This is a genomic window from Mycobacterium sp. IEC1808, assembly GCF_002101935.1.
Classification (GTDB): domain Bacteria; phylum Actinomycetota; class Actinomycetes; order Mycobacteriales; family Mycobacteriaceae; genus Mycobacterium.
Genome location: NZ_LQPV01000062.1, coordinates 1 through 22,085, shown reverse-complemented (window position 1 = coordinate 22,085; position 22,085 = coordinate 1). Strand labels below are relative to the sequence as shown.

The 22,085-nt window shown below is 69.9% G+C and carries 21 protein-coding genes; 13 read left to right on the top strand and 8 right to left on the bottom strand.

Annotation, left to right across the window (positions count from 1 at the left end):
- Nucleotides 1–3: 3 nt before the first annotated feature.
- Complete coding sequence (locus tag AWB92_RS23900; RefSeq protein WP_241523563.1) at nucleotides 4–2,595, bottom strand: LuxR family transcriptional regulator; 2,592 nt, start codon at nucleotides 2,593–2,595, stop codon at nucleotides 4–6.
- A gap of 403 nt (nucleotides 2,596–2,998) precedes the next feature.
- On the opposite strand from AWB92_RS23900, the gene rseA reads away from it, so the two are divergent.
- The 3 genes from rseA to tatB all read left to right on the top strand — a co-directional run bounded on the left by rseA (nucleotide 2,999) and on the right by tatB (nucleotide 5,428).
- Nucleotides 2,999–3,373 (top strand): anti-sigma E factor RseA, encoded by a 375-nt coding sequence (rseA, locus tag AWB92_RS23895; RefSeq protein WP_085190321.1) that lies wholly within the window; start codon nucleotides 2,999–3,001, stop codon nucleotides 3,371–3,373.
- Between the two features lie 137 nt (nucleotides 3,374–3,510).
- Nucleotides 3,511–5,019 carry a trypsin-like peptidase domain-containing protein gene (locus AWB92_RS23890; protein ID WP_085190081.1) on the top strand — a complete coding sequence of 503 codons (1,509 nt, stop codon included), beginning with the start codon at nucleotides 3,511–3,513 and terminating at the stop codon, nucleotides 5,017–5,019.
- A 7-nt stretch (nucleotides 5,020–5,026) separates the two neighbouring features.
- Nucleotides 5,027–5,428: a Sec-independent protein translocase protein TatB gene (gene tatB, locus AWB92_RS23885; RefSeq protein ID WP_085190078.1), complete on the top strand. Its 402-nt coding sequence runs from the start codon at nucleotides 5,027–5,029 to the stop codon at nucleotides 5,426–5,428.
- A gap of 80 nt (nucleotides 5,429–5,508) precedes the next feature.
- Here the strand turns inward: tatB and AWB92_RS23880 are convergent, their stop codons facing one another.
- From AWB92_RS23880 to AWB92_RS23860, 5 genes are all read right to left on the bottom strand, one after another.
- Nucleotides 5,509–6,642, bottom strand: a complete 1,134-nt coding sequence (locus tag AWB92_RS23880) for an Mrp/NBP35 family ATP-binding protein (protein WP_085190076.1) — start codon at nucleotides 6,640–6,642, stop codon at nucleotides 5,509–5,511.
- A 34-nt stretch (nucleotides 6,643–6,676) separates the two neighbouring features.
- Nucleotides 6,677–7,927: a lytic murein transglycosylase gene (locus AWB92_RS23875; RefSeq protein ID WP_173817478.1), complete on the bottom strand. Its 1,251-nt coding sequence runs from the start codon at nucleotides 7,925–7,927 to the stop codon at nucleotides 6,677–6,679.
- A 100-nt stretch (nucleotides 7,928–8,027) separates the two neighbouring features.
- Nucleotides 8,028–8,570: a DUF1003 domain-containing protein gene (locus AWB92_RS23870; RefSeq protein ID WP_085190075.1), complete on the bottom strand. Its 543-nt coding sequence runs from the start codon at nucleotides 8,568–8,570 to the stop codon at nucleotides 8,028–8,030.
- On the bottom strand, nucleotides 8,567–9,880 hold the full coding sequence (locus AWB92_RS23865; protein WP_085190073.1) for a CBS domain-containing protein: 1,314 nt from the start codon (nucleotides 9,878–9,880) through the stop codon (nucleotides 8,567–8,569). The genes AWB92_RS23870 and AWB92_RS23865 overlap by 4 nt, the downstream gene beginning before the upstream one ends.
- 65 nt (nucleotides 9,881–9,945) lie before the next feature.
- Complete coding sequence (locus AWB92_RS23860; protein ID WP_085190071.1) at nucleotides 9,946–10,473, bottom strand: DUF4190 domain-containing protein; 528 nt, start codon at nucleotides 10,471–10,473, stop codon at nucleotides 9,946–9,948.
- Between the two features lie 66 nt (nucleotides 10,474–10,539).
- Here AWB92_RS23860 and AWB92_RS23855 point away from each other — a divergent pair, with 66 nt between their 5' ends.
- The 6 genes from AWB92_RS23855 to AWB92_RS23830 are packed head-to-tail and all read left to right on the top strand — an operon-like array spanning nucleotide 10,540 to nucleotide 15,896.
- Nucleotides 10,540–11,067, top strand: a complete 528-nt coding sequence (locus AWB92_RS23855; protein WP_068184318.1) for a general stress protein — start codon at nucleotides 10,540–10,542, stop codon at nucleotides 11,065–11,067.
- Nucleotides 11,067–12,446 carry an extracellular solute-binding protein gene (locus tag AWB92_RS23850; RefSeq protein ID WP_085190069.1) on the top strand — a complete coding sequence of 460 codons (1,380 nt, stop codon included), beginning with the start codon at nucleotides 11,067–11,069 and terminating at the stop codon, nucleotides 12,444–12,446. Before AWB92_RS23855 ends, AWB92_RS23850 begins: the two co-directional genes overlap by 1 nt.
- A 53-nt stretch (nucleotides 12,447–12,499) precedes the next feature.
- On the top strand, nucleotides 12,500–13,315 hold the full coding sequence (locus AWB92_RS23845) for a sugar ABC transporter permease (protein ID WP_241523566.1): 816 nt from the start codon (nucleotides 12,500–12,502) through the stop codon (nucleotides 13,313–13,315).
- Nucleotides 13,305–14,138: a carbohydrate ABC transporter permease gene (locus tag AWB92_RS23840; RefSeq protein ID WP_085190317.1), complete on the top strand. Its 834-nt coding sequence runs from the start codon at nucleotides 13,305–13,307 to the stop codon at nucleotides 14,136–14,138. The genes AWB92_RS23845 and AWB92_RS23840 overlap by 11 nt, the downstream gene beginning before the upstream one ends.
- A gap of 4 nt (nucleotides 14,139–14,142) precedes the next feature.
- The gene (ugpC, locus tag AWB92_RS23835; RefSeq protein ID WP_085190065.1) at nucleotides 14,143–15,315 is read left to right on the top strand and encodes a sn-glycerol-3-phosphate ABC transporter ATP-binding protein UgpC; all 1,173 of its coding nucleotides are present in this window, start codon (nucleotides 14,143–14,145) and stop codon (nucleotides 15,313–15,315) included.
- A 2-nt stretch (nucleotides 15,316–15,317) separates the two neighbouring features.
- Entirely contained in the window at nucleotides 15,318–15,896 is a 579-nt protein-coding gene (locus AWB92_RS23830; protein WP_085190315.1) for a suppressor of fused domain protein, read from the top strand.
- 100 nt (nucleotides 15,897–15,996) lie between these two features.
- On the opposite strand, the gene corA is transcribed toward AWB92_RS23830, so the two are convergent.
- The gene (gene corA, locus AWB92_RS23825) at nucleotides 15,997–17,100 is read right to left on the bottom strand and encodes a magnesium/cobalt transporter CorA (RefSeq protein ID WP_085190313.1); all 1,104 of its coding nucleotides are present in this window, start codon (nucleotides 17,098–17,100) and stop codon (nucleotides 15,997–15,999) included.
- A 168-nt stretch (nucleotides 17,101–17,268) separates the two neighbouring features.
- Between corA and AWB92_RS23820 the strand changes: the two genes are divergently transcribed.
- Genes AWB92_RS23820 through AWB92_RS23810 form a run of 3 tightly spaced genes read left to right on the top strand, consistent with a single transcriptional unit; the run spans nucleotide 17,269 to nucleotide 20,328 of the window.
- Complete coding sequence (locus AWB92_RS23820) at nucleotides 17,269–18,258, top strand: malate dehydrogenase (RefSeq protein WP_068184328.1); 990 nt, start codon at nucleotides 17,269–17,271, stop codon at nucleotides 18,256–18,258.
- Between the two features lie 49 nt (nucleotides 18,259–18,307).
- Nucleotides 18,308–19,480 carry an NADP-dependent malic enzyme gene (locus AWB92_RS23815; RefSeq protein WP_142282282.1) on the top strand — a complete coding sequence of 391 codons (1,173 nt, stop codon included), beginning with the start codon at nucleotides 18,308–18,310 and terminating at the stop codon, nucleotides 19,478–19,480.
- A complete protein-coding gene (locus tag AWB92_RS23810; protein WP_085190059.1) occupies nucleotides 19,477–20,328 on the top strand; it encodes a glycine betaine ABC transporter substrate-binding protein in 852 nt (283 codons plus the stop codon). Before AWB92_RS23815 ends, AWB92_RS23810 begins: the two co-directional genes overlap by 4 nt.
- A 78-nt stretch (nucleotides 20,329–20,406) precedes the next feature.
- Here AWB92_RS23810 and AWB92_RS23805 read toward each other — a convergent pair whose 3' ends face one another.
- Nucleotides 20,407–21,234 (bottom strand): SDR family NAD(P)-dependent oxidoreductase, encoded by an 828-nt coding sequence (locus AWB92_RS23805; RefSeq protein WP_068184338.1) that lies wholly within the window; start codon nucleotides 21,232–21,234, stop codon nucleotides 20,407–20,409.
- 176 nt (nucleotides 21,235–21,410) lie between these two features.
- On the opposite strand from AWB92_RS23805, the gene AWB92_RS23800 reads away from it, so the two are divergent.
- Nucleotides 21,411–22,085, top strand: a 675-nt coding sequence (locus tag AWB92_RS23800; protein WP_142282281.1) for a PE family protein, incomplete at its 3' end; no start/stop codon positions are given.

Genomic DNA, 22,085 nt, shown 5'->3' with positions numbered 1-22,085 from the left:
TGATCAGGAGTCGATCGTTTGGGGTTGCCGTGCCTGAGCGGCGGCCTGGGTGCGGTTCTCCACGCCGAGTTTGGTCAGGATCGATTCGACGTGGTGGCCAACGGTTTTCGGGCTGATCGAGAGTTTGGTGGCGATGTCGGCGTCGCTATGGCCGGCGGCGATCAGCGTGAGCACCTCCCGTTCGCGGCGGCTGAGCCCGTCCGGGTCGGCCCGGATGTCCGCGCGCCGGGTCCGTGGCGTGCGGCCGCGCAGCTCAGTCAGGCGATGGCGGGCGCGCCGCGCCACGGCCGTCGCGCCCAGCCGGCGGAACGTGGCCAGCGCCGATTCCACCGCGGCGATGTCACCCCCGAGCTGGGCGACGGCGGCGTCGTAAGGGCAACCTCGGCGCGTCCATTCGGCCGCGGCGCCGCGCCAGTCACCACTGGCCTCCAGCTCGAAGTGGGTGCTCAGCGTTCGGCGGTCATCGGGTTCACCGCCCGCCAAACGGACCCAGCGACAAAGGGATCCGACCAGCCACGGGTTGGCGTGGTCGCGAGCCGTCGCCAGCCCCGCTTGCGCCTCGGCGCGGGCGGTGTCGTCGTCGCCGCGTAGCCAGGCCGCCTCGGCGCGGGCGGGCCACACGGGTCCCAGGCGGAAAAAATCGTCGCGTTCGGCGGCGGCCAGGGCCTCGTCGAGCAGCGCGGACACCGGTCCCTGGCCGCGTCGCGCGTGGATCAGACCGAGGGTGGTCAACGGCAAGAACCGGTGCAGCGGGGTCATCGCGGGTCGAGACAGCACGTCCTCGGCATATGCGGCGGCGCGAGCCCAATCCCCGCGGTGCAACGCGACGAACGCCGCGGCCGACACCGCGAGCGGCTCATAGGTGGCCAAATCGTGATCGGCGCAAAACGCCGTCGTCTCGGCGATGTAGCCCTCGGCGCGATCGACTTCGTAGTGCAGCGCCGCCTGCCAGCACAGCCCCATGCCCATCAGCCCGGCGAGCTCCGCAAGCTCCGGGCTGTCCATCGCCTCCCGCCACGCGCCTTCTAGCTCGTCCCACCCCGCGCCCGTGCGCAGCAGCCCGAACAGGGCCGCATAGTAGTTCGCCTTGAGTACGACGGCCGGCAGGTGCAATTGGTTGCCCAAGGCGCTCGCGCGGGCCGCGTACTCGGCGCAGGCCGGGTCGTCGGCCATCATGGACAGCTCGGCCATGTGAGCCAGCGACGAAGCCAGTTGCGGGGTGGGCCCGCACTGCTCCAGCAGGCGCAACGACGCCTGGCCGGCCTTCCTGGCCTCGGTGAGGCGGCTCAACACGTGCGAGAGCCGGCGCAGGTCGTCGCCCTCGCCCAGGGGATCCTCCAATTGACGGCGCAGCGCGATCGCCGCCCGATACGAGCGCACGGATGGCTGCACGAACCCGCCCAGGTAGGCGGCCTGCGCGTGTTGCTCAAGCCAGACCACTTTTTCTTCGGCGGGCGAGGCGTCGGCGCGGCGCAGGACCAGGGCGTAGAGCTCCGCGGCTTGGCGGTGCGCCCCCAGCCCGGCGGCGCGCTGCGCGGCAGCGACGCCGTACTGGACGGCAGCCGCGGAATCGTCGGCCTCGTCGGCGTGAAAGGCCAACGCGGCCAACGTGTTCGGATCGACGGGCGGCTCGGCCAGGGCAGCGAGCGCCCGGGTATGCAGCGCTCTGCGCTGGTAGTCGTCGATGCGGTCCAGTGTGGCGCGCCGGGCCAGCTCGTGGCGAAACCCGATCGCGTCTCCCTCGGCGACGAGCATGCCGGCGTCCAGGCATTCGGCCAGCCCCGCGCCGGCCGCCGGACATAGCTGATGCAGCAGGGCCGTGTCGGCGTTGGTCCCGCATACCGCCACCACTCGGGCGATTTCGCGGGCCTCCGCCGACAAGCGCGCCAACCGGCCCCACACCGCCTCGGAAACGCTGCGCGGCAAGGCATTACGGTCCAGCGCATCGACGCCGGCGGCCAACACCTCCGTGACAAAGAACGGGTTACCGCGGGTGAGTTGATGCAACCGGTCGGCGTTGATACCGCTCGTGGCGGCCAGCACCGCCACGGCGTCGCGGCTGAGTGGCTTCAATTCGATGCGGCGCACCGCCGCACAGGTGGCCACGTCCCCGAGCGCCACCGACAGCGGGTGCCGGGCGTCCACCTCGTCGTCGCGATAGGTCACGACCAGCAACAGCGGCAGCGCGCCGCTGCGCCGCGCGACAAACCGCAGCAGATCCAGGGTGGCTCCGTCGGCCCAATGGGCGTCTTCGATCACCCACACCCAGCGCTGCCCGTCGCGCAGCAGCGCCAACAGCCGCCGGTACAACGCCGCCGTGTCCCCCGCATCGATTGCCGCCTCCAGCGCGGCCGCCGCGGGACCCCACCCGGTCAGCGCGTCGAGCAGCGGCCCCAACGGCCGAGGCGCGCTGAGCGGGTCGCACCCGCCCGCCAACACCCGCACCGACCGATCGAGCCCCGCGGTGAACGCGTTGACCACCGCAGTCTTGCCAACCCCGGCCTCGCCCCGCAACAAGACGACCCGGCCGCTGCCGCGGCGTACCGCCCGCGTCAGACCATCAAGCTCCGCGAGGACCGCCTCGCGCTCCAGCAAGCGATTTACGTTGCGGCCCGAAGTCACGGTGCCGCCCACCACGAATGCCGGCCTAAATGGGGAGAATTCCCCATCAACGGCGCCGTCGCGCCGGCGCACACTAACCAGTGAGCGCCCGGGGCGGCCCGCACGACTTCAGCGGCCACTGCAACCGCACACCTGGACATGATGCGGATTCACTGTAGCCCCGGCGCTGGTCCGCGCGCCGCGCACAACGATGGCGAATGGATGAAGAAATCGGCGCCGGCACGCGCCGGACCCGCCGACTCGACGTCGCGAGGCCGCCTCGGCCGCGAATCCTGGGATTTTTGCGAGCCGTACACGGGGTATCGGCGGCCGCGCCGCGCTACATTCGAATTATGCGCGGCTTAGAAATCTTAGAGTTCCCCGAAGGGATGTGGTGATGGCCGACCGGGGAGAGGTGTTTCGCCGCGCGTTCTCCTGGCTGCCCTCGCAGTTCGCCTCCCAAAGCGACGAACCGGTCGGCGCGCCGCGCCGGTTCCGTTCCACGGAGCACCTGTCCATCGAGGCCATCGCGGCTTTCGTCGACGGCGAGCTGCGGATGAACGCGCACCTGCGCGCGGCGCACCATCTCTCGCTGTGCCCGGAATGCGCGGCGGAGGTCGAGGATCAGAGCCGGGCACGCGCCGCGCTGCGCGACTCCCATCCGATTCGCATCCCCAGCAACCTGCTCGGGCTGCTATCCGAAATACCGCACTACCCCGCGGAGGACGACACGTCCGAGCGCGACGCGCGCGATCAGCGTAAGCGCCGGTAGCCCCACACGCGCGTTCGTGCCGACCAACGGCGCATTGTGGATACTAGGGTGGACACGGACAACGCCGGTGGGGGCGCAAAGCGCCCGGTAAGCGGGCCTTGTCTCGAGCGCTCGAGAAGAGAATCCAAAGGGGTAACGTGACCTCCGACGACCGTACTGACGGCGGAAACCAGGGCGGGAACCGCCTGGCGCCGCGTCCCATCTCACGGCCACCGGTCGACCCCGCATCCCGTCAGTTGTTCAGCCGTCCCGCCGGGCAACAGGGCTCCTTCGTGGCCGAGCGCGTGCGCCCGCCGAAGTACCGCGACGAGGGGGAATTCGCGCCCCACGACCAACCGGCCGACCCGGTACTGGAGGAGGCCTTCAGCAAGCCCGTCGGCACCGTGGACACGCTGCAGCGTCACCCGATCGATGGTGGCGCGCTGACGGCCGAGAAGGACGGCGACGAGCCCGACGGCGCCGAAGACCCCTGGCGCGACCCGGCCGCCGGGGCTGCCCTGGGCACCCCGGCCGTGCCGCCGGCGCCGCCGCAGGGCGTGCCCGGCTACACCGGCAAGCTCGGCGTGCGCGACGTCCTGTTCGGGCGCAAAGTGTCCTACCTGGCGCTGGCCGTCCTGCTGCTGATCGCCTTGGTCATCGGCATGATCGGCGGCGTGATCGGCCGCAAGACGGCCGAGGTCGTCGAGGCGTTCACCACCTCGAAGGTGAGCCTGGCGACCCCCGGCAACGGCGAGTCGCCGGCCGGCCGGTTCGCCAAGGTGGCCGCCGCGACCGCCAATGCGGTGGTGACCATCGAGTCGAAGAGCGATCAGGAGGGCATGCAGGGCTCCGGCGTCGTCATCGACGGCCGCGGCTACATCGTCACCAACAACCACGTGATCTCGGAGGCGGCCAACAACCCGAGCCAGTTCAAGACGACCGTGGTGTTCAACGACGGCAAGGAAGTGCCCGCCAACCTGGTCGGTCGCGACCCGAAGACCGACCTGGCCGTGCTCAAGGTCGACAACGTCGACAACCTGACCGTGGCCCGGCTCGGCGATTCCGACAAGGTGCGGGTCGGTGACGAGGTCATCGCCGCCGGTGCGCCACTGGGGCTGCGCAGCACCGTGACCCACGGCATCATCAGCGCCCTGCACCGGCCCGTCCCGCTGTCCGGGGAGGGCTCGGACACCGACACCGTCATCGACGCCCTACAGACCGACGCCTCGATCAACCACGGCAACTCCGGTGGCCCGCTGATCGACATGGACTCCCAGGTGATCGGCATCGACACCGCGGGCAAGTCGCTGTCGGACAGCGCGAGCGGGCTGGGCTTCGCGATCCCGATCAACGAGGCCAAGCAGGTCGCGCAGACCCTGATCAAGGACGGCAAGATCGTGCACCCGACGCTCGGGGTCAGCACCCGCTCGGTGAGCAACGCGATCGCCTCCGGCGCCCAGGTCGCCAACGTCAAGGCGGGCAGCCCCGCGCAGAAGGGCGGGATCCTGGAGAACGACGTGATCGTCAAGGTCGGCAGCCGGAAGGTCGCCGACGCCGACGAGTTCGTCGTCGCCGTCCGGCAGCTGACCATCGGCCAGGACTCCCCGGTGGAGGTGGTCCGTGACGGCCGCCACGTCACGCTGACGGTGAAACCGGATCCGGACTAGGCGTTCGATGTTCTCCAACCTCAGCTGGGAGCACATCCTGGTCCTCGTCGTGGTCGGGCTGGTGATCCTCGGGCCCGAGCGCCTTCCCGGCGCCATCCGCTGGACGTCCACCGCGCTGCGGCAGGCCCGCGACTACCTCAGCGGCGTGACCAACCAGCTGCGCGAGGACATCGGACCCGAGTTCGACGACCTGCGCGCCCCGCTGTCCGAGCTGCAGAAGCTGCGCGGCATGACGCCGCGCGCCGCGCTGACCAAGCACCTGCTGGACGGCGACGACTCGTTCCTGACCGGGAATTTCGAGGGGCCCGTGAATGGGGCGCCTAAACCGGTGCAGCCGGCGGAGCCGCCCCAGCCGGTCACCGAGCCGCGCGCGTCCGGCCCGGCCCCATTCGACACCGACGCGACCTGATCTCTGGTCGCGGGCGACCGCAGATGTACGCCGTTTATGGCGTGTCGCCGTGCAAACAAGGTCGCTCGCGGGTGGGTGAGCTAACGGCGCGTCGGGTCCAGGCCCAGCGACACGCCCGCCAGCCCACGCTTTCGCGCCGACAGGGTGTCGGCCACGCCGCGCAGTTCCTTGCCGACCGGGGAGTCCGGCGCGCTCAGCACGACCGGGACGCCGGAATCACCCGCGGCGACCAGGGATGGGTCCAACGGAATCTGACCCAGCAGCGGCACGTCGGCGCCGACGGCGCGGGACAACCGCTCGGCGACCTGCCGCCCGCCGCCCTCGCCGAACACGTGCATGGTGGTGCCGTCGGGCAGCGTCAGCCCGGACATGTTCTCCACGACGCCGACGATGCGCTGCCGGGTTTGCAGCGCGATGCTGCCGGCCCGCTCGGCGACCTCGGCCGCCGCAAGCTGCGGGGTCGTCACGACCAGGATCTCGGCGTTGGGGATCAGCTGGGCCACCGAAATCGCGACGTCGCCGGTGCCGGGCGGCAGGTCGAGCAGCAGGACGTCCAGGTCGCCCCAGTACACGTCGGCCAGGAACTGCTGCAGCGCGCGGTGCAGCATCGGCCCGCGCCACACCACCGGGGTGTTGCCCTGGGTGAACTGGGCGATCGAGATGACCTTCACCTCGTGGGCGATGGGCGGCAGGATCATCGACTCGACCTGGGTGGGCCGGTCGGTGGTGCCCATCATCCGTGGGATGGAGTGGCCGTGGATGTCGGCGTCCAGCACGCCGACCGACAGCCCGCGGGCGGCCATCGCCGCCGCCAGGTTGACCGTGACCGTGGACTTCCCGACGCCGCCCTTGCCGGACGCGACGGCATAGACCCGGGTCAGGGAGCTGGGCTGGGCGAAGGGGATGACCGGCTCACGGGCGTCCCCGCGCAACTGCTTGCGCAGCTCGGTGCGCTGCTCGTCGTTCATCACGTCCAGGCTGACCTTGACGGCGCCGGTGCCGGGCACGTCGGCGACCGCGCCGGCGACCCGCTCGGTGATTTCCGTCTTCTTGGGGCAGGCGGCGGTGGTCAGGTAGATCGCGACGTGCACGGCGCCGTCGGCGTCGACGTCGACGCTCTTGACCATCCCGAGTTCGGTGATGGGACGGCGCAATTCGGGGTCGATCACCTTCCCCAGGGCGGTGCGGATAGCGGCAGCTAGATCGGTGGTCATCACCGCCGAGTCTAGGCGTGCGCGGCGGGTCCCTTTAGCCGGCCGGGCCGGGCCTGGGCGATCCCGACGCCTGCGGCCCCGCGGCGGGGCCCACCGGGGCCGGCGGAACGGGGTTGGCGGGCGGCGGACCGAACGCCGGCTGCCCGAAGGCTGGCGGCGGCGGGTTCTGCGGACCGATGCAGATCACGGTGCAGCCGGGCAGTTGCGTCGGCGACTGCTGCGGCGTGGGTTGCATCCACGGGTACATCGGCTGCTGGCCGGTGGACGGCGTTCCGCTCAGGTCGATCAGCGGTGTCCGCGCGAAGAAGTCGTCCGACGGCAGGCCGATGACGTTCATCGGCAGGTTGGGGCCGAGCCCCTCCGGATGATCGTCGTGTGCGTTGCCGAGCGGCGGCGGCGGCCCGGTCATCGGCGGCAGGTCGACGGGAACCACGCCGGTGGCGTAGGCCGCGGCCCAGCCCAACACGTTCTGCGCGTAGGCCATCGAGTTGTTGTAGCGCAGGATCGCCGACATCACCTGCGACGGGTCGCGCAGGTTGAGCCCGCCGCTGCACAGGTAGCGGGCGGCCGCCAGGGTGGAGTCGAACAAGTTCTGCGGGTCGGCCGTTCCGTCGCCCTTGCCGTCGACGGCATAGCGCGCCCAGGTGCCCGGCAGGAACTGCATCGGCCCCATCGCGCGGGCGTAGGTGGGGCGGTTGCCGGCGGTGCTCTGCAGGATGACCTCGTTGCCGGGCAGCGTGCCGTCCAGCGCGGGGCCATAGATCGGGACGACGGCGGTGCCGCGCGCGTCGACGGCGCCGCCACTCGCGTGGCCCGATTCGATGCGGCCGATGCCGGCGAGCAGGTTCCAGCTGACGCCGCAGTTCGGGGCGGCGACGGCCATCTTCTGTTCGGCGCTGCGGTACGCGGCGAGCGCGACCGACGGAATGCCAAGGGCGCCAGGCGCACTCACGATCATCGGGGGAGGCGGCGCGGACGGGGCGGCCTCGGCGATGTGGAACGCCGTCGGTGCCCGGTCGATCGCGAAGACCACCGGCCCGGTGGTGTCGGGCGCGCTCGGCGAAACCGCGGCCACCGGGAAGATCGCGGCGTCGCGCACCGGCATGACCTGGCTGTGCACCGGTGGGGCATGCCCGGGGAAAGTGGGAGCCGCGCCGCCGACCGCTCCGGCGAAGACCAGGGGAGTGATGACGGCGACCCCGAAAACCGGCGATTTTGTCAGGCGTGCGCGTTGCCGCTCGGCCGCGGCGTCGGGGCGTTTACCCCAGCGTGCCCCAATGCGCACTCGACGGTCCTAAGGTCGGGAAACTACCTGCTGAGCTTCGTGAACCAGATCACAATACATAACCCCCGTGACGGGAGTGGCGCAATGGTGGATTTGATAATTACCGGGATTTCTTAGCCGTTCGCTCCCAGTCGTCACCCGCCCTCGCGGCCTCCCCGTCCGCACCTTCCGGCTGCAACCGGGCCAGCATAGAACGCAGGTCCTCCAGCTCGTCGCGCAGGTACTCACGGGTCACGACCTCGCCCACCGCCAGCCGCAACGAGGCCAGTTCGCGGGCCAAGTACTCGGTGTCGGCCTTGGTTTGGGCGGCGCGGCGCCGATCCTCTTCGAGCGCGACGCGGTCCCGGTTCTCCTGCCGGTTCTGGGCCAGCAGGATCAGCGGCGCCGCGTAGGCGGCCTGCGTGGAGAAGGCCAGGTTGAGCAGGATGAACGGGTAGGGATCCCAGCGCAGCTCGGCCGCGGACACGTTCAGCGCGATCCAAGCCAGCACGATGATCGTCTGGATCAGCAGGTAGCGGCCGGTGCCGAAGAACCGTGCGATGGACTCGGTGATCTGCCCGACGGCCTCGGGGTCGACGCGGGGCGAATACCGGCGCGACGTCCGGGGAGTGTAAAGCCGGCGCGTTGCGGTGGATCTGCTCACCCGGACGCCCCTCCCAGTCGTTGTTCGATGCGGCCAGTGGTGTCCAGCTGCTGCACATCCACGCGCCAGTCGTGCGGCAGCAGGTGGTCGAGCAGGTCGTCCACGGTCACCGCGCCCAACAGGTGGTTCTGGTCGTCGAGCACCGGACCGCACACCAGGTTGTAGGCGGCAAGGTAGCGGGTGACCGCGCCGAGCGGGGTCTCCGGGGTCAGGGTCAGCAGGTCGCTGTCGACGATCCCGCCGACCAGTTCCGCCGGCGCCTCGCGCAGCAGCCGCTGCAACGGGATGCAGCCCAGGTAGCGCCCCGTGGGGGTGGCCGTCGGCGGGCGCGCCACGAACACCATGGACGACAGCGCCGCGGTGAGGTCGGGGTCGCGGACCCGGGCCAGCGCCTCGGCGACCGACGTGTCCGGGGTGAGCACCACCGGGTCCGAGGTCATCAGGCCGCCCGCCGTGTCGGGGGAGTGGGTCAGCAGCCGGCGCACCGGTTCCGACTCGTCGGGGTCCATCCGGGTCAGCAGCATTTCGGCGTCTGTCGGGTTCAGCACGCCGAGCAGGTCGGCGGCGTCGTCGGGGTCCATCTCCTCGAGCACGTCGGCCGATCGGTCGGTGCCGAGCTGCGAGAGCACGTCGGCCTGGTCCAACTCGGGCAGCTCCTGCAGGACGTCGGCCAGCCGGTCGTCATCGAGCGCCTTGAGCACCTCGTAGCGCCGCTTGGGCGGCAGCCCGCGGATCGCGTCGGCCACGTCGACCGCCTTGCGCCCCTCGAACTGGTCCAGCAGCTGTGCCACCCCCTGGCCGGGCAACGCCAGCGCCGACGGGGTCAGGCCCTGGACGTTCTGCCAGTCCACGACGTGCACGGGGCCGCGCCGTCGCAGCCGTCGCTGGGTGCGCACGGCGACCCGGGTGACCAGCCAGTCGCGCGTCCGGATCTGCTCGATGCCAAGGTCGGTGATGACGACGTCGAGACCGGCCAGCTCCGGCAGTTCGGGATCGTTGACCTTGACGACGGTGTCGAGCACCTGGCCCATCGCCAGCACCTCGCCCGGCCGCTGCTCGAAGTGGCGCAACGACACGCTGCCGGTGTTGAGCGTCACCGCGTCGGGCTCGATCCCGGCGACCCGCAGCATCGGGATGAAAATGCTGCGGCGCGTTGCCAAATCGACCACCAGCCCCAGGACGCGGGGCTGCTGGCGGACGATGCTGATGCTGATCACGACGTCGCGCACGCGGCCGAAGTTTTCGCCGAGCGGACCCAACACCAGCATTCGCGGGAGCCGCGCGACGTACACCCTGTTGACCGGTCCCATGCCAGAGAGCCTATTCAGCCGTCGCCCGGATGGCAGGCTGCGACGCCCCGGTGCGGCGAGTTGCCCTAATGGGAACGGATGCTGAACATCGCGATGACCAAAAAGACCACCAGGGTGCCCGCGCCGACCACGATTCCCGTGACGGCCAAACCGTAGCCCTCCTGGCGGGTTCGCTTGATCTGGTTCAGCGCGATGACGCCCAGCACGATGGCCACGATCGAGCCGATCGCACAGCACAGAAAGCCGGAGAACGACGAGATGAGCGACGCGATCGCCATGCCGTTGGTCCCCGCCTGGACCCGGTAGTCCGGCGTCGCGAAGTAGCCGCCGGGATAGGACGGCGGCCCGTAGCCGGGATATCCGGCGGGATAGGGGGTGGGTCCATAGCCGGGCGGTGGGCCGTACCCCGGGGGCGGCCCGTACTCGGGCGGCGGCATCGGCGGTGGGTAGTCGGCGGGATAGCCCGGCGGGTAGCCCGGGGGCGAATATGCCGGATACTCGAGCGCGGGCGGATCCCAGGGCGGCGTCCAATCATCCCGGCCGCCGCCTTGCGGCGGTTTGGCGCCATCGCCGGGGTCGCCGGGGGCTGACATGGTGCTCAACCTAGCAAAACGGGTTCGGGATGAGAGGATGGCCGAGGCGGAGGAGAATGAGCGGCGATGAGTAGTCCTTTCCAGCCCGGACAGGTTCCCGGCGCCACGCCCACGGGCGCGGCGGCCGGCCGGCGCGGCGTGCCCTCGCTGCCGACACCGCCCAAGGGCTGGCCCGTCGGCTCCTATCCCACCTACGCCGAGGCGCAGCGCGCGGTCGACTACCTGTCCGACCAACAGTTTCCGGTGCAGCAGGTGACCATCGTCGGCGTCGACCTCATGCAGGTCGAGCGCGTCACCGGCCGGCTGTCGTGGCCCAAGGTGCTGGGCGGCGGGGTGATCAGCGGGGCCTGGCTGGGCCTGTTCATCGGCCTGGTGCTCGGCTTCTTCAGCCCCAATCCGTGGGCCGCGCTGGTCACCGGCCTGGTCGCCGGGGTGTTCTTCGGCCTGATCACCTCCGCCGTGCCCTACGCAATGGCCCGTGGCACAAGGGATTTCAGCTCCACTCTGCAATTGGTGGCCGGACGCTACGACGTGCTCTGCGATCCGCAAAACGCGGAGAAGGCACGGGATCTGCTGGCGCGCCTGGCGATCTGATGGGTCGTCGTGGCCTGGCGACGCTCACCGTCGCGTCGGCGCTGCTGTCCGGCTGCGCGGCGGCCGGCTCGGGGATGACGGTCAGCTTCTACACGCCGGCGACCGACGCGGCCACCTTCACCGCGGTCGCGCAGGAATGCACCCGGCAACTGGGGTTCACGGTCCGGCACGTCAGCCTGCCCCGCGGCCCCGGGGAGCAGCGGGTGCAGCTGGCCCGCCGGCTGAGCGCCCACGACCGCGGCCTGGACGTGATGGCGCTGGACGTGGTGTGGACCGCGGAATTCGCCGAGGCGGGCTGGGCGCTGCCGCTGTCCGACGATCCCGCCGGACAGGCCGAGTCCGACGCCACCGTCGATACCCTGCCGGGCCCGCTGGCGACGGCGCGGTGGAAGCAGCGGCTGTACGGCGCACCCGTGACCACCAACACCCAATTGCTTTGGTATCGGCCGGATTTGGTGAGCCAGCCGCCGTCGACCTGGGACCGCATGGTGGCCGAGGCCACCCGGCTGCACGACGCGGGCCAGCCTTCCTGGATCGCCGCGCAGGCCAACGAGGGCGAGGGCCTGGTGGTGTGGTTCAACACGCTGCTGGTGAGCGCGGGCGGGCAGGTGCTCTCCGACGACGGCCGTCGCGTCACGCTGACCGACACGCCGGCGCACCGGACCGCCACCGTCGACGCCCTGCGGGTCCTCAAGTCGGTGGCCACCGCGCCCGGGGCCGACCCGTCGTTCAGCCGGACCGACGAGGGCACCGCGCGGCTGGCGGTGGAACAGGGCAGGGCCGCGCTCGAGGTCAACTGGCCCTACGTGCTGGCCTCCCTGCTGGAGAACGCCGTCAAGGGCGGCGTGCCGTTCCTGCCGCTGAACCGCGATCCGGCGCTGGCCGGCAGCATCAACGACGTCGGCACCTTCGTGCCCACCGACGAGCAATTCCGCATCGCTTACGAGGCAAGCCAGAGGGTCTTCGGGTTCGCGCCCTACCCGCGGGTGGCGCCGGACCGCCCGGCCAAGGTGACCATCGGCGGGCTGAACCTGGCGGTGGCCAGCACCACCCGCCACCGCGCGGAGGCGTTCGAGGCGGTGCGCTGCCTGCGCAGCCTGCAGAGCCAGAAGTACGTGTCGATCGCCGGCGGCTTGCCCGCGGTGCGCACTTCGCTGTATTCCGATCCGCAATTCCAGGCGAAGTATCCGATGCACACGGTGATCCGCCAGCAGCTCACCGACGCGGCCGTGCGCCCGGCGACGCCGGTGTACCAGGCGCTGTCGCTGCGGCTGTCGGCGGCGCTGAGCCCGATCACCCGGATCGACCCGGAGCGCACGGCCGACGAGCTCACCGCGCAGGCGCAGAAGGCGATCGACGGCAAGGGGCTGCTGCCGTGAGCCGCGCCGAGCGGCGACTGGCGTTCACATTGGTCGCACCCGCCGCGACCCTGATGCTCGCGGTGACGGCTTACCCGATCGGCTACGCGGTCTGGCTCAGCCTGCAGCGCAACAACCTTGCCACGCCGGGTGACACCGCCTTCGTCGGGCTGGGCAACTACCAGACGATCCTGACCGACCGGTACTGGTGGACAGCGCTTTTGGTGACGCTGGGAATCACGGCGGTCTCGGTGACGATCGAGTTCGTGGTGGGCCTGACGCTGGCCCTGGTGATGCACCGCACGCTCGTCGGCAAGGGCCTGGTGCGCACCGCGGTGCTGATCCCCTACGGCATCGTGACCGTCGTCGCGTCGTACAGCTGGTACTACGCGTGGACGCCCGGGACCGGCTACCTGGCCAACCTGTTACCGCACGGGAGCGCCCCACTGACGCAACAGATTCCGTCGCTTGGCATCGTCGTGCTGGCCGAGGTCTGGAAGACCACGCCGTTCATGTCGCTGCTGCTGCTGGCCGGGCTGGCGCTGGTGCCCGAGGACCTGCTGAAGGCCGCGCAGGTCGACGGGGCCGGCGCGTGGCGGCGGCTGACCCGGATCATCCTGCCGATCATCAAGCCGGCGGTCGTGGTCGCGCTGCTGTTCCGGACCCTGGACGCGTTCCGCATCTTCGACAACATCTACGTGCTGACCGACGGCGCCAACAACACCGACTCGGTGTCAATCCTGGGCTACGACAACCTGTTCAAGGGCTTCAACGTGGGCCTGGGCTCGGCGATCAGCGTGCTGATCTTCTGTTGTGTGGGCATCATCGCGCTGGTGTACATCAAGGCGTTCGGCGCATCAGCGCCCGGTGGTGCGGGCGATGGCCGCTAAACCCGTCGGGCGCTTGGCCGTCTGGGCCGTGATCGACACGCTGGTGGTGGTGTACGCGATCGTCCCGGTGCTGTGGATTCTGTCGCTGTCGCTCAAGCCGTCGTCAACGGTCAAGGACGGCAAGCTGATTCCGTCCTCGGTGACCCTGGAGAACTACCGCGGCATCTTCCGGGGCGAGTTCTTCAGCTCGGCATTGATCAACTCGATCGGCATCGGCTTGATCACCACGGCGATCGCGGTGGCGCTGGGTGCCATGGCGGCCTACGCGATCGCCCGGTTGGACTTTCCCGGCAAGCGGGCGCTGATCGGCGCCACGTTGCTGATCACCATGTTCCCGGCCATCTCGCTGGTCACCCCGCTGTTCAACATCGAACGCGCGCTCGGCCTGTTCGACACGTGGCCGGGCCTGATCCTGCCGTACATCACTTTCGCTCTGCCCCTTGCCATTTACACGCTGTCGGCGTTCTTCCGCGAGATTCCGTGGGACCTGGAGAAGGCGGCCAAGATGGACGGCGCCACGCCGGGTCAGGCCTTCCGCCGGGTGATCGTGCCGCTGGCGGCGCCCGGCCTGGTGACCTCGGCGATCCTGGTCTTCATCTTCGCCTGGAACGACCTGCTGCTGGCGTTGTCGCTGACCGCCACCAAGGCGGCCATCACCGCGCCGGTGGCGATCGCGAACTTTTCCGGCAGTTCGCAGTTCGAGGAACCCACGGGGTCGATCGCGGCCGGTGCCGTCGTGATTACCGTCCCGATCATCGTTTTTGTTCTAATTTTCCAACGACGGATTGTCGCCGGGTTGACCTCTGGCGCTGTGAAGGGATAGCGCGATGGCCGAGATCGTGTTGGAGAACGTCAACAAGAGCTACGCCGACGGCGCCACGGCGGTGAAGGACCTGAACATCACCATCGCCGACGGTGAATTCCTGATCCTGGTCGGGCCTTCCGGCTGCGGCAAGACCACGACGCTGAACATGATCGCCGGGCTTGAGGACATCTCGTCGGGCGAGCTGCGCATCGACGGCCAGCGGATGAACGAGAAGGCGCCCAAGGACCGCGACATCGCGATGGTGTTCCAGTCCTATGCGCTCTACCCACACATGACCGTGCGCCAGAACATCGCGTTTCCGCTGACCCTGGCGAAGATGAAGAAGGCAGAAATCGCGCGGAAGGTGGAAGAGACCGCGAAAACCCTTGACCTGACCGAGCTTCTGGACCGCAAGCCGTCCCAGCTTTCCGGTGGCCAGCGCCAGCGGGTCGCGATGGGCCGGGCGATCGTGCGCCATCCCAAGGCGTTCCTGATGGACGAGCCGCTGTCCAACCTGGATGCCAAGCTGCGGGTGCAGATGCGCGGCGAGATCGCGCGGCTGCAGCGCAGATTGGGCACCACCACCGTCTATGTCACCCACGATCAGACCGAGGCCATGACGCTGGGGGACCGCGTGGTGGTGATGCACGGCGGTGTGGCGCAGCAGATCGGCACTCCTGACGAGCTGTACGAGCGTCCCGCGAATCTGTTCGTCGCGGGGTTCATCGGCTCGCCGGCGATGAACTTCTTCCCCGCAGAGCTGACGCCGAACGGGCTGACCCTCTCGTTCGGCGAGGTGATGCTGGACCCGGAGGTGCAGCGCGAGATCTCGGCGCACGACAAGCCGGCGAACGTCATCGTCGGCGTGCGCCCGGAGCACCTGGCCGACGCCGCGCTGATCGACGGCTATCAGCGGATCAGGGCGCTGACCTTCGAGGTGAAGGTCGACATGGTCGAATCGCTGGGTGCCGACAAGTATGTGTACTTCACCACCGCGGGCCCGGCCGTGCACGCCGCCCAGCTCGACGAGCTGGAAGCGCAGGGCGAGGTGCACGAAAACCAGTTCGTGGCAAGGGTTCCCGCGGAGTCGAAGGCGACCATCGGGCAGTCGATCGAGTTGGCCCTCGACACGACGAAGGTCGCCGTCTTCGACGCCGACTCCGGGGTGAACCTGACACTGCCCGTCGCCCCGTGACCCTGGAATTGGTGCGCGCGCACCTGCGCGACCACTTCGCCGGCGCCGAGCCTGACTCGGCCAGCGTCACGTTCCTGGGCACCGAGCCCATTGAGGTGCTGCGATTTCGCGGCGGGGGATTGGTGCATTACGTGTCGCTGGGTTGCTCGCGGCACCCGATGACCGATCCGACCGAGGTGCTGGCCGACCCGTTGCGCGGCCCGCGCGCCGAAATCGTGTTGCGGCTGCGGGATCCCGGGCCGGCCACCGGCATCGCGCGCAGCCTGGCCGTGTTGGCGGCGACGCCGGCCGTCGAGGGCGTGGTGCTGGTCGCCGACGCCCTCGTCGACCTCGGCTCGCCGCTGTGGGCGTGGCCGTCGGGCTGGGTGCCGTTCACCGCGGTGCTGCTGGGCGACACCGACATCCCGGATCTACCGCTCGACCCGCCGCGTGAGGCGGTGAAGTTCCTGTCGGTGACCCCCATCACCGCGACGGAGGCGGCCTGGGTGCGGCTCAAGGGTGCCGAGGCGATGCGGCAAGCCTGGCGCAACGACGGCGTCGACGTGCTGGACCCGAAACGCCCTGCGGCGCAACCCAGTTGAGTGTGCAGTGGCGGCTTTGAGTGGGTATCAGCGGCGGGAAAATCGAGAAATCCCGCCCTGGATGCACACGCAAAGCCCTGGGCGCACACTGAAACCCGCATTAAAGCCAGTTGTTGCGGCGGAATTGGAAGTACAGGACCAGGCAGAACATCGCCATGAACGCCATGATGCCGGGATAGCCCCACGTCCAGTTCAGCTCGGGCATGAAATGGAAGTTCATCCCGTAGATGGCGGCGACCATGGTGGGCACGGCCAAGATACCGGCCCAGGCCGCCATCTTGCGCATGTCGTTGTTCTGCTGCATGCCGACCCGGGCCAGGGCGGCCTGGATCAGCGAGTTGAGCATGTCGTCGTAGCTGGCGATGTGCTCTGCGGCCTCGGAGTGGTGATCGGCGAGGTCGCGCAGGTAGCGCCGCACCTCCTTGGAGATCAAGTCCTTGTTTTCCACCTGGATGCGATGGAACGCGCCCGATAGCGGGTTGACCGACCGGCGTAGCTCGACGACCTCGCGCTTGAGCAGGTAGATCGGTTCGACGTCGATCTTGCGGCCGGGCGCAAACGCCACCTCTTCGATGCTGTCGATGTCGGATTCGATCAGGTGGCTCACCTCGAGATAGTGGTTCACCACTTCATGGGCGATGGCGTGCATCACCGAATACGGCCCCAGGCGCATCTGCTCGGGGTCGGCCTCCATCTGCTTGCGCACCTCGGACAGACCGCCGTGCTCGCCGTGGCGGACGGTGACCACGAAATCCTTGCCGACGAACACCATCACCTCGCCGGTTTCGACGATCTGGCGGGCCGCCGCCACCGATTCGTGCGGGACGTAGTTGACGGTCTTCAGGACGAGGAACAATGTCTCGTCGTATCGCTCCAGCTTGGGCCGCTGGTGCGCGCACACGGCGTCCTCCACGACCAGGGGATGTAGCCCGAAGACGTCCGCGACCTCCTGCATTTCGGCCAGGCTCGGCTCCCGCAACCCGACCCAGACGAACGCCTGCTGCCCGAACACTTGGGTCTGGCGCACCCGGGTGAGCGCCGCCGAATAGCTGAACTTCCCCGGGAGCCGATGGCCGTCGACGTAGACGGCGCAGTCGACCAGGCTCTCGACGGGTGCCTGCTCGACAGGCTGGGTGCGTTGCTCGCGGGGCTCGGGCACGAGTGGTCGCAGCACTTCGGGCAACGCGTCAGGTCCGGGAAACACCGTCACCTCCGATCGCGGCGCAGGTCGGGAAAGCGGTGGTCAATGCTACGCGTCCTGCTGAAACGCGATGTGAAGACTCCGCGCGCGCCCTGGACCGGAGATTTCGCGCCGACGGCGGTGCGCTAGTTTCGACGTCGACCGCAACCGTGTCCTGAGGAGTAAATCGACGTGAGCGCAAGTCCTGTCAAGGTCGCCGTCACCGGCGCCGCCGGCCAGATCGGCTACAGCCTGTTGTTCCGCCTGGCCAGCGGGGCGCTGCTGGGCGCCGACCGCCCGATCGAGCTGCGGCTGCTCGAGATCGAGCCGGCGCTCAAGGCGCTCGAGGGCGTCGTGATGGAACTCGACGACTGCGCCTTCCCGCTGCTGTCGGGCGTGGAAATCGGCGCGGACCCGAACAAGATCTTCGACGGCGTGAACCTCGCCCTGCTCGTCGGTGCGCGTCCGCGCGGCCCGGGCATGGAGCGCGGCGACCTGCTGGAGGCCAACGGCGCGATCTTCACCGCGCAGGGCAAGGCCCTCAACTCCGTCGCCGCGGACGACGTGCGCGTCGGCGTGACGGGCAACCCGGCCAACACCAACGCGCTCATCGCGATGACCAACGCGCCCGACATCCCGCGGGAGCGGTTCTCCGCGCTCACCCGCCTCGACCACAACCGGGCGATATCGCAGCTGGCGAAGAAGACCGGCGCCGCCGTCACCGACATCAAGAAGATGACGATCTGGGGCAACCACTCGGCCACCCAGTACCCCGACATCTTCCACGCCGAGGTCGGCGGCAAGAACGCGGCCGAGGTCGTCGGCGACCAGGGGTGGATCGAGAACGACTTCATCCCGACCGTCGCCAAGCGCGGCGCCGCGATCATCGACGCGCGCGGCGCCTCGTCGGCCGCGTCGGCCGCGTCGGCGACCATCGACGCCGCCCGTGACTGGCTTCTCGGCAGCCCCGCGGGCGACTGGCTTTCCATGGCGGTCGTCTCCGACGGTTCCTACGGCGTGCCCGAGGGCCTGATCTCCTCGTTCCCGGTGACCACGAAGGACGGCAACTGGTCGATCGTGCAGGGCCTGGAGATCGACGAGTTCTCCCGCGGCCGGATCGACAAGTCGACCGCGGAGCTGGCCGACGAGCGCAACGCGGTCACGGAGCTCGGCCTCATCTGATCTCAGACGGAAATTAGGCCTACTAATGGGTAGCCCTTACCCTGATGCGATGCCACACACCGCGTCGCCGCAGCTGGCCATCGGAGACGACGAGATCTTCGATGCGCACGTAGGTGGGAAGCTTTCGGTGGCCCTGAGCGCGCCGCTGGACACCCAGCGCGCGTTGTCGATCGCCTACACCCCGGGCGTGGCGCAGGTCAGCCGGGCGATCGCCGCGGACCGCACCCTGGCCGCGCGGTACACCTGGTCGAACCGGCTGGTGGCCGTCGTCAGCGACGGCAGCGCGGTGCTCGGCCTCGGCGACATCGGCCCCGCGGCGTCGCTGCCGGTGATGGAGGGCAAGTGCGCCCTGTTCCAGGCGTACGGCGGGCTGAACGCGATTCCGATCGTGCTGGACACCAAGGACCCCGACGAGATCGTCGAGACGCTGGTGCGGCTGCGCCCCACGTTCGGCGCCGTCAACCTCGAGGACATCTCCGCCCCGCGCTGCTTCGAGATCGAACGGCGGGTCATCGAGGCGCTGGACTGTCCGGTGATGCACGACGACCAGCACGGCACGGCGATCGTGGTGCTGGCCGCGCTGATGGGCGCCAGCAAGCTGCTCGGCCGCGACATGTCCTCGCTGCGCGTGGTGGTCTCGGGTGCCGGCGCCGCCGGGGTGGCGTGCACGAATCTCCTTCTGACGATGGGTGTTTCGGACATCACGGTGCTCGACTCGCGCGGCATCCTGCACGGCGGGCGCGACGATATGAACGGCGTCAAGGTCGAACTCGCCCGGCGGACCAATCCCGACGGCCTGTCCGGTGGCCTCGTCGAGGCGCTCGAAGGCGCGGACGTGTTCCTCGGCCTGTCGGGGGGAGTGGTCCCCGAGGAGTTGGTCGCGACCATGGCGCCGGGCGGGATCGTGTTCGCGCTGTCCAACCCGGACCCGGAAATCCACCCCCACGTCGCCGCCAGGTACGCGGCGGTGGTGGCGACCGGCCGCAGCGACTTTCCCAACCAGATCAACAACGTGCTGGCGTTCCCGGGGGTTTTCCGCGGCGCGCTGGACGCCGGGGCCCGCCGCATCACCGAGAAGATGATGGTGGCCGCCGCCGAGGCGATCTTCTCCGTCGTCAGCGACGACCTCGCGATCGACCGGATCGTCCCGAGCCCGCTGGACTCCCGCGTCGGGGAAGCCGTCGCCGCCGCCGTCGCGATCGCTTCCGACTCCTCCGTGTGACCAGGCTGGCTGCGCTGCTGCTGGCCGCGCTGCTTGCGGTGGCGGGCTGCGGCCATGGCCGTCCCGCAACGGAATTGGTGGTCGGGTCGCGGCCCGACCCCGAGTCGACGCTGCTGGCCGCCCTCTACACGGCGGCGCTGCGGTCCTACGGTTTCGCGGCCCGGCCGGAAACCGCCCCCGACCCGATGGCGAAGCTGGACTCGGGCGCGTTCACCGTCGTGCCCGCGTTCACCGGACAGACGTTGCGGCTCCTGCAGCCCGGCGCGATGGCGATGTCCGACGCCCAGGTCTACCGGGCGATGATCGCGGCGCTGCCCGAGGGCGTCCTCGCCGGTGACTACGCCACCGCCGCCGAGGACAAGCCCGTGCTGCTGGTCACCCGGGCCACCGCGAAGGCCTGGGGCGGGCACGACCTCACCGCGGACCTGAGCACGCTGCAGGCGCACTGCGACGGGCTGGCGATCGGGGCCGTCACCGGATTTCACGCACCCGCGGCCGTGGGATCCTGCCGGCTGCCCGCGCCGCGCGAATTCCCTTCGGAAGACGCGCTTTTCGCGGCGGTGCGGGCCGGGCAGCCGTCGGCGGGATGGACCACCACCGCCGACCCCAACAGCCCGGGCGACCTGGTCGCGCTGGCCGACGGCAAACCCGCGCTGATCCAGGCCGAGAACGTGGTGCCCTTGTATCGGCGAAACGCGCTGAAAGATCGGCAGTTGCTGGCGATCAACGAGGTGGCCGGCGTGCTGGACACCGCGGCGCTGGCCGACATGCGCCGGCAGGTGGCCGGCGGCGCCGACCCGCAGGCAGTCGCGGGCGGTTGGCTGGCCGAACACCCGTTGGGGCGCTAAGGATCTGGCCGTCGAGTCTGCGCTGAGAGCGTGCTTTCGCCACGATCGGGCGCGCTGAGCGCAGTCTCGGCGCGGCCGTTATGGCTTGGGCATCAAGCGGCCCATCACCGGGCCGAACAGCTGCTGGTAATACGGGCCCGCCACCCGCACCATCACGTCCAACAGCTTGGCGTCCGTGCCGACCAGCACCCGGGCCTTCTTCTTGCGCACCGCGTCCAGGATGACCTTGGCGGCGCGTTCCGGGCTGGTCCGGGCGAGCCGCTTGTCGAACAGCTTGGCCAGCTGCTCGGGATCGAGTCCCTCGGCGGCGGTGGCGTTGCGGGCGATCGCGGTCTGGATGCCGCCGGGGTGCACGGTGGTCACCGCGACCGGGTGGCGGGCCAGCACCATTTCCTGCCGCAGCGCCTCGGTGAAGCCGCGAACGGCGAACTTGGCCGCGTTGTACGCCGCCTGGCCCGGCACGGAGAACAGCCCGAACACGCTGGACACGTTGACGACGTGGCCGTCCCCGGAGGCGATCAGGTGCGGAAGAAACGCCTTGGTGCCGTTCACGACGCCCCAGAAGTCGACGTCCATCACCCGCTCGATGTCCTTGAACTGGCTGACCTCGACGTCGCCGGTGAAGGCGATGCCGGCGTTGTTGTAGATCTGGTTGACCTTGCCGAAGTGCTCGGCGACGTCGTCGGCGTAGGCCAGGAAGGCCTCGCGCTCGGTGACGTTGAGCCGGTCCGCCTTGACCGGCGCGCCGATGGCCTTCAGCCGTTCCTCGGTGTGGGCCAGGCCCTCGGTGTCGACGTCGCTGATGGCCACCTTGGCGCCCGAGCGGGCCAGCTCGATCGCCAACGCCTGACCGATACCCGAACCGGCACCCGTGACCACGGCGACCTTTCCCGCGAATCCCTGCATGAGCACCCTCCTCGTGTCGGCTCGGTGTCGAGGCTAACCGGTACCCCGGGTATCGGCGCCATCGGGAGGAGGCGCGGCCGGGCAGCCGCCGCGGCCGGCCGGTGTCGGCCATATCGCGGCGCGGGCGGCAGCAAACATGAGATGCTTCCCTCCCGACCGGCGATTCGGAGGTGGCGATGTCGTTCTTGGTGGCCCTGCCCAACGGATTGGAGGCTGCGGCAACGGATTTGGCCGGCATCGGTTACTCGTTGGGTGAGGTCAACCGCGTGGTCGCGGCCGCGACCACCGAGCTGCTGCCGGCGGGCGCCGACGACGTGTCGGCGGCCATCGCCGACGTGTTCGGCGCCCACGGCCGGGCCTACCAAACCCTCGGCACGCAGGCGGCGGCATTCCATCAGCAGTTCGCGCAGGCGGTGCAGGCCGGCGCGGCCGCGTACGCGGGCGCGGAGGCCGCCAACGCCAACCCGCTGCAGGGCGTGGAGCAAGAGTTGCTGGGCCTGGTGAACACCCCCACCGAGGCGCTGCTGGGGCGGCCGCTGATCGGCGACGGCGCCAACGGCACGGCGACGAACCCCAACGGCGGTGCCGGGGGGCTGCTGTGGGGCAACGGCGGAACCGGGTTCACTCAGATGGCCAACGGCGTGGCCGGCGGCAACGGCGGCGACGCCGGGCTGCTCGGCAACGGGGGAGGCGGCGGTGGCGGCGGGGCCGGCGCCAACGGCGGTCACGGGGGCAGCGGCGGCCTGCTCCATGGCAACGGCGGAAACGGCGGGCTCGGCGGGGCCGCCGCTAGCGGTGTCAACGGCGGCAACCCCGGGCCCGGTGGCGGGGGCGGCAGCGCGGTGCTGTTC